The organism is Legionella sp. km772 (assembly GCF_003989735.1).
In the GTDB taxonomy this organism is placed as follows: Bacteria; Pseudomonadota; Gammaproteobacteria; order Legionellales; family Legionellaceae; genus Legionella.
This window is the reverse complement of sequence record NZ_RZGQ01000004.1, coordinates 40,320-53,009: the sequence shown is the minus strand read 5'-3', so window position 1 is coordinate 53,009 and position 12,690 is coordinate 40,320. Positions and strand designations below refer to the sequence as shown.

The following is a 12,690-nucleotide window of genomic DNA, read 5'->3' as shown; positions in this document are numbered from 1 at the left end:
GATAAAAACTCATTTAAATCACTTTGCTATTAAGTACAAATTGATTCTTAGAGCGAACCAGATTGCTTGGCAGGAGCTTAAAAATATGGCAGCTTAAAATTGACCGTGCGTAACATGAGTTCATAATCAACACAAGCTCGATCTCAATACCTCGTTAAAGAAAGCTGAGATTGAACCTATATTGCAAAAAATAGACCGTGCATTAACCGGTTTAAACTCTAATATCGGTAAAATAGAACAACATCATGCTGCCGAAGCTCATCAAGTTGCTACCGACTTGTTAGCTCAATTGCAAAAAGCCCGACAAAATCATGAAAAGCATCTTTTGCTGGGAATGAACAAGGAGCACGCCCAAAAAATATTCGCTAACGCCTGTGAAAAAGCAATTAATCAAGCTAAGCCAACATTGGAAAGAGATTTGGGCTGGGGCGATTATTTAACTAATCTTGCTATAAGGCTCGTCAATGCTGTTATTGCCGTAGTGACTATCAACTACTTCCCTACTGTGTTTAAGCCTATACAAACTAAGTCCCTAGAGGCGGTGGAAAAATTACAAGAGGAATTAGGGACACGGCCCACGGTAGCAGGTTAAACCATTCAGAAATAAAATAAGGTAAGTTGATTCTACCCAACTTACCTTATCCATTTTCTCAAGAGCCTGTATACAGACCTATCCACAGAAATTGTGGATCAAGTACTGCAGACTAATCAGTGATCATGCCTTTAATTTGGTTAATACGCGCTTCTAAATCACTAGGCACTAAACCACCGCCTTGCGCCATATCATCACGCCCACCACCTTTGCCACAAAGATGCCGTACTAAATCTGCTGCACTCGGAGCTCTTCCAATGATGCTCTTACTTACTCCCGCAATCACGTTCATTTTTTGTTGATCGATAGCGAATAAAACAATAACAATGGGTTCTAACTTATCTTTCAATTGATCTAAGGTATTTCTCATTGTTTGATTGTCTACCCCATCCATACGCTTAACTATTAAGTTAATACCCTTAACTTGTTCTACTTCATTGAGCATATTAGCGCCGGATTGTTTAGCTTTTTCTTGTAAAAAGCGAGAAATTTCTTTTTCTTGGTTTTTGTTGTCTTGTAAAACTTGTGTTACTTTCTCTTTAATTAAAGGGATAGATGTTTTTAATAACAGCGCAAGCTCATTTAATAGATTTTGCTGTTCATTGATCCATACTAAAGCATGGGCCCCAGTAACCATTTCGATACGCCGTACGCCACTTGCAATACCGTATTCAGCGGTGATTTTAAATAAACCGATATCACCAGTTCGACGAGCATGGGTACCACCACATAGCTCTTTAGAAAAATCCCCCATAGTTAAGACACGAACTTTTTCAGCATATTTCTCCCCGAATAGGGCTACTGCGCCACTTTTCTTAGCGGACTCAATATCCATGAGTTGTGTTTCAACTTCAAAATTTGCTCTCACTTGTTCATTAACTAAAGTTTCAATCTGCTTAATTTGCTCAGCATTTAAGGCTTCAAAATGTGAGAAGTCAAAGCGTGCCCGTTCTGCATCTACTAAAGAGCCTTTTTGTTGCACATGAGGGCCTATTAATTTCTTTAAGGCAGCATGTAATAAATGAGTTGCCGTGTGATTTAAGCGTATTGCATCGCGGCGTATTTTATCGATTTTAGCATGAACGTTCTGTTTAAGAGTAAGATGGCCTTCAACTACTTCACCGTAATGAACCACTGCTTGCCCAATTTTTTGGGTATCCTCTACTCTAAATTGCAGATCATTCGCGACAATAAGACCTCTGTCGCCAATCTGTCCCCCACTTTCTGCATAAAATGGCGTATGATCAAGAATAATAGCGCCTTTAGAGCCTTGATTTAATTCCTCAACTTCTTTGCCATCTTGCAATAAAGCAAGGACAATAGACTCCATGTTTTCCTTATCATAGCCATGAAATTCAGAACAATGATCTATTTGAGAGCTGGCGTGATAATCCGTCGTAAATTGACTCGCTGCTTGAGATTGTTCTCTTTGCTGTTGCATGAACTGATTAAAACCATCCATATCTACTTGTAAACCTTGTTCCCGAGCGATATCGGCGGTTAGATCGATAGGAAAACCATAGGTATCATAAAGTTTAAATGCGATATGGCCAGGAATTTCTTTTCCATCTAAGGTTTGAATGTGCTCCTGTAAAAGACGTAAACCTTGTTCTAAAGTACGGGCAAACTGATTTTCTTCTTGCGTTAACACCTTTTCTACCTGGGCTTTGGCTGCGCCTAATTCAGGATAAGCATCTCCCATTACCTCAATTAGCGGTTGTACTAATTTAGAGAAAAAGGGTGTAGCTAACCCCAATTTATTCCCATGACGCACAGCCCTACGAATAATGCGTCTTAAAACATAACCTCGTCCTTCATTACCTGGCATCACCCCATCTGTAATTAGGAAAGAACAAGAGCGGATATGATCGGCAATAACTTTTAAAGAAGTATTATGTAAATCAATATCCTCCCCTAGTTTAGCTATGGCCTGAATTAAATACTGGAAACTATCGATTTCATAGTTACTGTGAACACCTTGAACTACGGCTGCAAGACGCTCTAGGCCCATCCCTGTATCTACAGAGGGTTTAGGTAAAGGATGAAGCTGTCCCTCTTTATCCCTATTAAACTGCATAAATACCAGATTCCAAATTTCAATATAGCGATCACCATCCTCATCAGGGCTTCCTGGCGGGCCACCAGCAATTTCGGGGCCGTGATCATAGAAAATCTCAGTGCAAGGACCACAAGGGCCTGTGTCACCCATTGACCAAAAATTATCTTTTTCACCACAGCGAGAAAAACGCTCCGCGGATACTTTCATTTCCTTAAGCCAAATGTCTTCTGCCTCTTGATCCTCTTTATATACAGTGACCCATAAACGTTCTTCAGGCAAACCAAGTACCTTTGTTAAGAAATCCCAGGCAAACTGAATAGCCTCGCGTTTAAAATAATCACCAAAGCTAAAATTTCCTAACATTTCAAAAAAAGTATGGTGACGAGCGGTGTAACCTACGTTTTCTAAATCGTTATGCTTGCCTCCAGCACGCACGCAGCGTTGCGAACTTACGGCTCGCTGATAAGAACGATGTTCAAGTCCTAAAAATACATCTTTAAATTGCACCATACCCGCATTAGTAAATAATAAGGTTGGATCATTACCTGGAACCAAAGAACTGGACTCTACTAAATGATGGCCATGCTGTTTAAAATAATCCAAAAAGGCTTGTCTAATTTCAGAACTTTTCATTATCTACTACTTACCTGTTAGTTAAAATGCAATTATAAAGGGAGCTATCTTGAGGAATATAGGTCCATAGGCGAGCTATACGCTCCCAGCAACCATTAAGTCCATTCTTTTACTACTTGAGAGATTATATCCATATCAAAACCGCGGTAAAGTAAAAAACGTTGATGTTTTTGAATTTCTTGAAAAGATAAATTAATTTGCCCTTTGCATTTTTTTTCCCATACAGTTAGGGCATAGTTCAGCCAATTTGGCCCTTCTAGCTTTATCTCTTTATAAATAAGTTCAGAATCAACGCCTTTTTGCTTTAATTCCTGGGTAATTTTTAATGGGCCATATCCTTGACGAATTCGAGAACGAATATACAGTTCAACAAAGCGTTGATCGCTTTGTAGATTAAGACGTTGACAGGATTCTAAGGTATCTTCTATCTCCTCGGCCTTAAACCCTTTCTGCTTTAGTTTTTCACTTAATTCTTTAGCGCTGTGCTCACGCCTAGTCAACAGGCGTAAAGCACAATCTAAAACCTTAGTCATCTATCGTCTCAAACGCATCTTCGCTAGCTGGCGACAGCATCGCTAGATTATTGGTTAATAATTCAGTGCGAATTTGCTTTTCCAACTCTTCAGCCACTTGAGGGTGGTCTTTCAAATATAAACGGACGTTCTCTTTACCTTGCCCAATTTTTTCTTGTTTATAACTGTACCAAGCTCCTGCTTTTTCAATAAGATTCAATTGCACGGCAAGGTTAATAATTTCACTTTCACGAGAAATACCTTCGTTATAAAGAATATCAAACTCAGTAAGTTTAAAGGGAGGTGCTACTTTATTCTTCACCACTTTCACCCGCGTTTCACTTCCTAAAATCTCTTCACCTTTTTTGATAGAACCAATACGACGAATATCTAAACGCACAGAAGCGTAGAATTTTAAGGCATTACCGCCGGTTGTGGTTTCTGGACTACCAAACATTACACCAATTTTCATACGAATTTGGTTAATGAAGATTACAAGAGTATTAGAACGTTTAATATTTGCTGTTAATTTACGTAAGGCTTGGGACATCAATCGAGCTTGTAATCCTACGTGCGAATCACCCATTTCGCCTTCAATTTCAGCTTTTGGTGTTAAGGCGGCGACGGAGTCGATAATAATTACATCCACTGCAGCAGAGCGAACCAGCATATCAGTAATTTCTAATGCTTGTTCTCCTGTATCAGGCTGTGAAACTAATAACTGATCCACATTCACGCCTAGTTTTTGGGCATAACTAGGATCTAAAGCATGTTCAGCATCAATAAACGCTGCCGTTCCACCGGCTTTTTGGCATTCAGCGATGACTTGAAGCGTTAATGTGGTTTTACCAGATGATTCGGGGCCATAAATCTCAACGATACGCCCTTTTGGTAAGCCACCGATTCCTAATGCAATATCTAGGCCTAAAGAGCCTGTAGAAATAGCTTCAATATCGCGAGCCACATTGCTATCGCCCATACGCATCACTGAACCTTTGCCGAATTGACGCTCAATTTGAGATAATGCTGCTGCTAATGCTTTTTGTTTATTGTCTTCCATTATTGATTCCAAGAGTAGATGCAAAACAAAATTATCACACAGATGTGAGGAAGCGGCAATTAATTCTTATTATGAGCTCGGGGAGATTTATACGTATTTATGAGGGCAAGAATAGGAGCGGGAGACTTATCGGCTCCTTTTCTTTATTAAGGTAAGAACACCATTTAAAGCCTCATACGCTGCGGCTAGACGAATTTCTTGGCGTGTTCCTTGAAAGCGTTTTTTTAATATTTGCGGTGCTAAATCCCGGATGGCCCAAGCAAAACATACCGTCCCCACGGGTTTTTCTATACTACCACCATCAGGGCCAGCTATTCCGGTTACCGCTAAGGCAATTTGACCCACACTATGGTGTAAAGCGCCGGTAACCATAGCACCCGCTACTTCTTTGCTTACTGCCCCATGCTGAATAATTAACTCTTCCGATACATCCAACATTTCTTGCTTAGCTAAATTACTATAAGTAATAAAACCGCGCTCAAACCACGCAGAACTACCTGGCAAATCAGTGATCGAGCTAGCAATCAATCCTCCCGTACAAGACTCAGCAGTAACAAGCTGCCAATTTAAATCTTTAAGGACTGAGGCTAATTCCTGGAGTAAGGCAATTAATGAAATCATAATAATTATCTAAATAAAGAAAACCCCATACTCGATGGGGTTTTCTTTAAAAAAGCAAAAAAATTAGTGTTGCTCAGCTGGCTTTTGCTCATCAGCAGGCTTAGTAGCTTCCGCAGGAGCAGCTGGAGTAGTAGTTGTTGTAGCAGCAGGCTCAGCAGGCTTGTTGTCTTCACCACAACCAGTTAATACTAAAGTTAATAAGCTAGCAGCAGCTACCATCATTAAACGAGTCATAATCATCTCCCTTTATATTTTTTATTTAAAATCAATTTAATTCTAGCAAATAATAGCATTAAGGGAAGGATTTATCTCTTAGTCTATAAAAAATAAAATAAATTATTCCTTTTATGCACAAATAAGACACATCGATTTTGTCCTTTACTGACTTAGTATCGCGATTTTGATAAGATTCCTGCACCGTGAATTTTTGAAAAATGATTTATGACTACTCACACACCGATGATGCAACAGTATTTACGTATAAAAGCAGACTATCCAGACATGCTTTTATTGTATCGTATGGGTGATTTTTATGAGTTATTTTTTGAAGATGCCAAACGGGCCGCCACTCTACTAGATTTAACCTTAACCCATCGGGGCCAATCAGCTAATAAACCTATTCCTATGGCAGGTGTACCTTATCATGCGGTTGAAAATTATTTAGCCCGTCTTCTTAAGAAAGGCGAATCAGTGGCTATTTGCGAACAAATTGGTGATCCCGCTACCAGCAAAGGTCCCGTGGAACGCCAGGTAACCCGTATCATTACTCCAGGAACCATAACCGACGAAGCCTTACTGGATGCCAAAAGGGATAACTTACTTTTAACGCTTCATCAGGATAAAAAAGCCATTGGGCTTGCTTGGGTAGACTTAAGTGGCGGACGTTTTCACTTGCTCGAAGTACACGATTTAACCCAATTAAGTACTGAATTAACCCGCTTAAGACCGGCAGAACTTTTAATACAAGAAAATTCACCTCTACATCAGTATTGTAGTGATTATCCTATAAAACTAAGACCTGGTTGGGATTTTAATGACGCTCAAGCGCAAAAATTAATTAAAGAACAATTCGCAGTTGCCGATCTCTCCGCATTTGGCCATCAAGAGTATCCAGTCGCCTTTACCGCCGCAGGCGCTTTGCTTGCCTATTTGCAAACCACGCAAAAACAAGCCCTACCCCATTTAAATGAATTAACTCTTGAACATTCTCAAGACTATTTACAATTGGATGCCGCAACCCAGAAACATTTAGAACTTTTTGAAACCCTTCAAGGCGGCAAAGAAAACTGCTTGACCGCCATTTTAGATAATACGGCAAGCGCTATGGGGAGCCGCCTATTAAAACGTTGGTTAAGCCAGCCTTTGACGCAAAGATCTAAAATTCAAGAACGCCAACAAACGATACAGGAGCTTATCAATTGCCAACAGCTCCAAGCGATTCATGAATTACTACGGCAAAGTTATGATGTAGAGCGTATTGTTTCTCGGATCGCATTAAAATCAGCGCGTCCACGCGATTTAGTCGCTTTGCGCACCACTTTAGCTTTACTACCTGGCCTCAATGACCTCTTAGAGGAAAATACCACAACATTAATTAATCAACTTAAAAAGCATCTAAAACCTTTACCTTTGATCCAACAACTCCTTGAAAAAGCGATTATAGACAATCCTCCCATGCTTATTCGCGATGGCGGTGTTATTGCTCCTGGCTTTGATGAAGAGCTCGATGAGTTATCCATGTTAAGTACTAATGCTCAACAAAAACTTGCCAGCTTTGAAAATGAAGAAAAACAAAAAACTGGTTTATCATCCTTGAAATTTGGTTTTAATAATGTCCAAGGTTTCTATATCGAACTGTCTAAAACTCAAGCAGACAAAGCACCGAGCCATTACCACAGAAAACAAACCTTAAAAAATGTGGAGCGCTACATTACACCTGAGTTAAAACTATTTGAAGAAAAAGTTCTTTCTGCCCAAACAAAGGCTCTGGCCCGGGAAAAATGGCTTTATGATAATTTATTAATAGCCCTACAAGAGCACATTCTCATTTTAAGCCATCTCGCTCGTGCTTTAGCGGAATTAGATGTGCTCGCTAATCTTGCTGAACGTGCCCAAACGTTTAATTGGAATTGTCCAGAGCTAAGTCCTACTTCTGGCCTATTAATTCAATCAGGCCGTCATCCGGTAATTGAACAATTAGTCAAAGAACAATTTATTGCTAATGATCTTCATTTAGATCCTCAACAGCATATTTTGATTATAACAGGTCCCAATATGGGCGGAAAATCGACCTACATGCGTCAAACCGCCTTGATCGTACTGATGGCTCATATCGGGAGTTTTGTTCCTGCTAAAAAAGCTATAATTGGACCAATAGATAGAATTTTTACCCGCATAGGTGCAAGCGATGACTTAGCGTCCGGACGCTCCACTTTTATGGTTGAAATGACGGAAACAGCACAAATTTTACGGCAAGCGACAGAAAAAAGTCTCGTATTAATCGATGAAATTGGTAGAGGAACCAGCACCTACGATGGCATGGCACTTGCCTATGGTAGTTGTGCTTATTTAGCGACAAAAATTAAAGCCTATACCTTATTTTCAACTCATTATTTTGAACTTACTGAATTACCTAATCAATGGCCTTGCATACGCAATGTTCATTTACAAGCCTCTGTCGATACCGGTCAGATTGCTTTTTTATATAAGGTCGAGCAGGGGCCAGCAAGCCGGAGTTATGGTTTAGAAGTTGCTGAACTCGCGGGTATCCCCAAAGAAGTATTAAGACTGGCCCATCAACATTTAAACCACTTAAATCAAAACGATCAGCGGGATTTTAAAACCCCAACGCCCGTACTGAATCCGCAACCCTCTCCAATACTTAATTTATTAGCCACTATTGATCCTGATTCTTTAAGTGCCAAAGAAGCTTTAGATTTACTTTATAAATTAAAAAAGCTGGAGAATGCAGATGCGGTTTGTTAATTTTTTATTTAATAGAACCTAATGAAACAATTTATTTGCTGCTTATTATTATGTACTTCCTTGCAAGCCCTCGCCGATTCCAAAGCAACATTTGTTATTAATGGGGTCAGCGATAAGGCTTTAACAAATATTGAAAAGCGCTTGGATGAGGCACAACAAGAAAAGCCTCTAGCTAAAATGACGCCAGAAGAACTACGTTTACATTTATTAAGTGCTTTACAGCCTTTCGGCTATTTTCAAGCCCAAATTAATGTGCGCATTGTAGGGGAACAGAAAGCCATAATAAATATTAATCCCGGCCCTCTAACTTATATCTCTTCAGTGAATATCAAACTAACTGGGGATGGTGCTAATAACCCTACTCTGCAAAAAACGGTAAACGATATTACCCTTCATGCCGGGGCTCCCTTGTTAATGCCAGAATATAATAAAGCTAAATTAAGCATCGCTAATACAGCTGAAAGTTTAGGTTATTTACATGGGACGTTTAACAAAGCGGAAATTTTAATCAAACATAATAATACAGCTCAAATAAGCTTGATTTTTAATACCGGGCCTTTATTTTATTTCGGCCAGGTACAATTTAACCCCACTAATATCAGTCCCCAATTATTACATCGTTTTGTGCCTTTTAAAGAGCAACAAACTTATTCTACTGATCTGGTATTAAAGCTAAATAATGATTTGGCTAGCAGTGGCTATTTTAGCTCGGTATTGGTTAAACCGCAGCTGAGTGATAATAAAACTACGGTGCCTATTGAAGTTCAGCTAGAGCCGGTTCCTAAATATTCTTATAGTTTAGGGGCAGGCTATGGAACCGATACCGGTGTACGAGGGCGTGCAGGTTTATACATCATCCCGGTGAACAAACAAGGGCATAAATTCAACGCCATTGCTCAAGGTTCATTTACCCAAAACGCTTTACAAGCCCAGTACCTCATTCCTGGCAAAAATCCTGTGACTGATCAATATAACATCACCGGTAATTTTTCTAATTTAAATTACACCAGCGGTTACAGTAATGCTTACCTCTTATCCCTAGGACAGCAACATAACTTGGATTGGTATAAGCGTTCCTTATCATTAAATGCTTTATATGAAAGTTTCAATTACGCAGAACAGCCTAACAGCTATGAGTTTATGCTTTACCCGAAAGCAAAATGGACGTTTAGTAAGACGACCAGCCCATTGTTTTCACCCAGTGGCTATAGCATATCGCTCACTGCTCTAGGGGCAAGCAAAGCCTTATTATCTAATAATTCTTTTGCCCAAGGTTCTATCGATGCAAAAGTTGCTTATATGATTAAAGCCATCAAACTGCGCCTTTATGCGCATACTATTCAAGGTGCAACAGCAATCAATGATGTAACACAATTACCCTTATCATTAGCCTTATTATTGGGAGGCACAGACAATATGAAGGCCTTTAGCTTTAACTCAATTGGCCCAGGAAAAATTGTGAGCTATGGGGGCTTTGAACTACAAAAGGAGGTGTTTAAAAATTGGTATGCTATTGCTTTTTATGATGCGGGAACTGTTTATAATCCCTCGCTAAAATCAACCTTGTATGATGCAGGGCTATCTGTTATGTGGGTATCACCTATTGGACCAATTAAATTAGGGCTCGCTCAAGAAATCAATCAATCATTTCAACGAGAAGGCACCAATCCACGACTAGTAATTAGCATGGGACCGGATTTATGAAAAAATTGCTAAAGCGAATAGCTAGTTTTATGCTAGTCTTGTTTATTATAGCCACCGCTGCATTTATTTTTTTCACCTACACCAGTACAGGATTAAAGAGCCTAATTCGTTTTACTAGTGCTTATTTTAATCAATCTATAGAAATGCAAAATTTAGAAGGCCGCTTACTCGATCATGTGCAAATTAAAGAATTAAATTATCAGTATGAGCAGATTCATATTAAAGTAAAAAATGCTGATATCTCTTGGAAAATTAATTCCTTATGGAAACAAGATCTCACTATTAGGAAATTCCATGCTGAGGTCATCGAAATTACCCAACAAGATCAACTCACTATTTTGCAGAATGTGGAAGGTTCCGCTTTAATAAATAAAGAGAATATTACCGTGCACTCTTTAAGTTTTAATTACTTGGGTATAAATATCCTAAGTGATTTACAGCTCAAAGCTCAATATCCTTATTCATTCACTAGCACCATTAGACTTCGGGCCTTAGAACAAATAAAGACCTTACAAGGGATTTTAAATATTGCTGGTGATGTTAATTTGATCCATTGGTCTGGTGATTTTAGTGGCTTTGGCTCTATTTCTTTACAAGGTACCCTTAAAGATCTCAACCAATTACAACAAATAATAAAATGGCGCGATTTGATCCATTGGCCTAGCACTAGCAAGGACGAAATCTTAAGCAAAGAAGGGCGGATAGTCATTAGCGGTCGCTTACCCGACCTAAAAGTCGAGCTAAGCTCTAGAATTAATAGAACACCGGAAGATCAATGGCAAATCAATGGCCAAATCCAAGGCACGCTTCCCTGGGACTGGAAAGCTCATTTAAAGCTGAACCAGACGAATGATAAATCATCAAAAAATGAAGGGCTTTACACTAAGTTTGATTTAACTGGCGAATTAAACAATCCCTATCAAGCGGCCCTTAATATAAAAATTGCTCCCGGCCATTATCAATTACCCGCTGACAGCAGTATAAAATCTTTGGCTTTTCAAGAAGGAATTATTACAGCCAGATTATCTAAACAAGGTGTGCAGGGTGCAGGCTCAATTAATTTATATTCGAATAAAAAATTCACTATGAAATTTAACTTACCAAACTTTAATTTAGCAGAAGGTTTCATGAAAAAACAAACTTTCTCAGCGCAATTGTTATTGGCGGTGAATTCATTAGATTTTTTATCGACTTTAATACCTGAGCTTAAAAATCCCCAAGGTATTTTGACCCTTTCGTTAAATGCTAAAGGAAGCTTTAAAAAGCCAAGTATAGAAACGAAATTAGTACTGAATAAAGCCAGTGTTGAATTACCTAATTTAGGAATAAATTTACATTCAATAGCCTGTACGGTGATAGGCAAAAAAGATCATTGGGAAGGAAAGGGAACTTTACTGTCAGGAAACCAACCCTTAGCCTTAAAAGGTAAAGGCTTGCTCTTCCCTCAACCCAGTGGAGAAATTAGCTTAGAGGGAGCTAATGTCCCTATTATGAATAGTAATGAATACCAAATAAATGTTTCCCCAAAATTACAAATAAAATACAACCAAGATCTCCTGCAAGTACTAGGTACTATTTTAATACCCTATGCCAATATAAAAATTCAATCGTTTTCTAATAGTATTGGCTTATCAAGCGATGTGGTCTTTGAACACAAAGAAAAGGCTCCCTCCTCCTCCCCTATTCAAAGCCAAATAGACATTCAAGTAAGCACTGGAGATCAGGTTGAGCTTAATGCTAAAGGTTTGCATGCAACTCTGGCTGGAACTGTCCATATAAAACAAACGCCCCAAAGCCCAATGAGTGCGACGGGAGAACTGAATGTCGTAGAAGGGGAATATAAAGCTTATGGTCAAAATTTAGCGATTGACCAGGGCGAATTATTTTTTACCGGTGGCGCCATTGATAATCCTGGTATTAATTTACGCGCCTCCAAAACAATTAAAGCGTCCGTGGATACGAATTCCACCGCTAATCAATTATTAGATTTTAACAGCAATAATTTACAAAATGCTAATTTGCGAGGAAACATTAGCGTTGGTGTGGAGGTGACGGGACGTCTCATTAATCCAGAAATCAAATTATTTTCTACTCCAGCTATCCTCTCTCAAGCTGATATATTATCCATGATGGTTTTAGGGCGCCCGGCAAGTCAGGCTAATAAATCCGGAGCACAATTACTCTTAGCGGCGATTTCATCGATGAATTTAGGGAATAATTCGCAAGGCACTCAACTCTTAGAGCAATTAAAACAAAATCTTGGTGTTGACTTTAATGTAGAAACTAATAGTAATTACAATCTATTAACTAATACAGTGAGCGATAAAACCGCCTTTGTAGTCAGCAAATCGCTCTCCAAACGGATTAGTTTGAGTTATAATGTTGGTCTTTCCCAGGCCGATCCCAATGTGGTTACTTTAAAATATTTGCTCAATAAATTTTTTAGCATTCAAGTAAGCAGCAGTAGCTCCAGTAGTGGGATTGATGTGCTCTATACTTCGAGTAAAAAATAGGTATAACTAAT

Annotated in this window: 9 protein-coding genes; 4 read left to right on the top strand and 5 right to left on the bottom strand. The window is 39.0% G+C overall.

Translation table 11 applies throughout. The features are described from left to right. The first annotated feature begins 181 nt into the window (after window positions 1-181). On the top strand, window positions 182-592 hold the full coding sequence (locus tag ELY15_RS01205) for a hypothetical protein (protein WP_127097835.1): 411 nt from the start codon (window positions 182-184) through the stop codon (window positions 590-592). A gap of 112 nt (window positions 593-704) precedes the next feature. Here the strand turns inward: ELY15_RS01205 and alaS are convergent, their stop codons facing one another. From alaS to ELY15_RS16015, 5 genes are all read right to left on the bottom strand, one after another. Then, entirely contained in the window at window positions 705-3,284 is a 2,580-nt protein-coding gene (gene alaS / locus ELY15_RS01200; RefSeq protein ID WP_127097834.1) for an alanine--tRNA ligase, read from the bottom strand. A gap of 95 nt (window positions 3,285-3,379) precedes the next feature. Then, the gene (recX, locus tag ELY15_RS01195) at window positions 3,380-3,817 is read right to left on the bottom strand and encodes a recombination regulator RecX (RefSeq protein ID WP_127097833.1); all 438 of its coding nucleotides are present in this window, start codon (window positions 3,815-3,817) and stop codon (window positions 3,380-3,382) included. Then, window positions 3,810-4,856: a recombinase RecA gene (recA, locus tag ELY15_RS01190; RefSeq protein WP_127097832.1), complete on the bottom strand. Its 1,047-nt coding sequence runs from the start codon at window positions 4,854-4,856 to the stop codon at window positions 3,810-3,812. Before recA ends, recX begins: the two co-directional genes overlap by 8 nt. Window positions 4,857-4,982: 126 nt before the next feature. Continuing rightward, the gene (locus ELY15_RS01185) at window positions 4,983-5,477 is read right to left on the bottom strand and encodes a CinA family protein (RefSeq protein ID WP_127097831.1); all 495 of its coding nucleotides are present in this window, start codon (window positions 5,475-5,477) and stop codon (window positions 4,983-4,985) included. A gap of 63 nt (window positions 5,478-5,540) precedes the next feature. Beyond that, a complete protein-coding gene (locus tag ELY15_RS16015) occupies window positions 5,541-5,711 on the bottom strand; it encodes a hypothetical protein (RefSeq protein ID WP_158617392.1) in 171 nt (56 codons plus the stop codon). Between the two features lie 207 nt (window positions 5,712-5,918). On the opposite strand from ELY15_RS16015, the gene mutS reads away from it, so the two are divergent. From mutS to ELY15_RS01170, 3 genes are read left to right on the top strand one after another with little or no spacing between them, the layout of a single operon-like run. Next, window positions 5,919-8,462: a DNA mismatch repair protein MutS gene (gene mutS, locus ELY15_RS01180; protein ID WP_127097830.1), complete on the top strand. Its 2,544-nt coding sequence runs from the start codon at window positions 5,919-5,921 to the stop codon at window positions 8,460-8,462. Between the two features lie 21 nt (window positions 8,463-8,483). Then, a complete protein-coding gene (locus ELY15_RS01175) occupies window positions 8,484-10,166 on the top strand; it encodes an autotransporter assembly complex family protein (protein ID WP_127097829.1) in 1,683 nt (560 codons plus the stop codon). Beyond that, the gene (locus ELY15_RS01170) at window positions 10,163-12,679 is read left to right on the top strand and encodes a translocation/assembly module TamB domain-containing protein (protein ID WP_127097828.1); all 2,517 of its coding nucleotides are present in this window, start codon (window positions 10,163-10,165) and stop codon (window positions 12,677-12,679) included. The genes ELY15_RS01175 and ELY15_RS01170 overlap by 4 nt, the downstream gene beginning before the upstream one ends. Window positions 12,680-12,690: the final 11 nt, after the last annotated feature.

Bases quoted from the DNA above. Each gene is read 5' to 3' on its own strand.
- alaS (WP_127097834.1), bottom strand. From the start codon at position 3,284: ATGAAAAGTTCTGAAATTAGACAAGCCTTTTTGGATTATTTTAAACAG.
- recX (WP_127097833.1), bottom strand. From the start codon at position 3,817: ATGACTAAGGTTTTAGATTGTGCTTTACGCCTGTTGACTAGGCGTGAG.
- recA (WP_127097832.1), bottom strand. From the start codon at position 4,856: ATGGAAGACAATAAACAAAAAGCATTAGCAGCAGCATTATCTCAAATT.
- ELY15_RS01185 (WP_127097831.1), bottom strand. From the start codon at position 5,477: ATGATTTCATTAATTGCCTTACTCCAGGAATTAGCCTCAGTCCTTAAA.
- ELY15_RS16015 (WP_158617392.1), bottom strand. From the start codon at position 5,711: ATGACTCGTTTAATGATGGTAGCTGCTGCTAGCTTATTAACTTTAGTA.
- mutS (WP_127097830.1), top strand. From the start codon at position 5,919: ATGACTACTCACACACCGATGATGCAACAGTATTTACGTATAAAAGCA.
- ELY15_RS01175 (WP_127097829.1), top strand. From the start codon at position 8,484: ATGAAACAATTTATTTGCTGCTTATTATTATGTACTTCCTTGCAAGCC.
- ELY15_RS01170 (WP_127097828.1), top strand. From the start codon at position 10,163: ATGAAAAAATTGCTAAAGCGAATAGCTAGTTTTATGCTAGTCTTGTTT.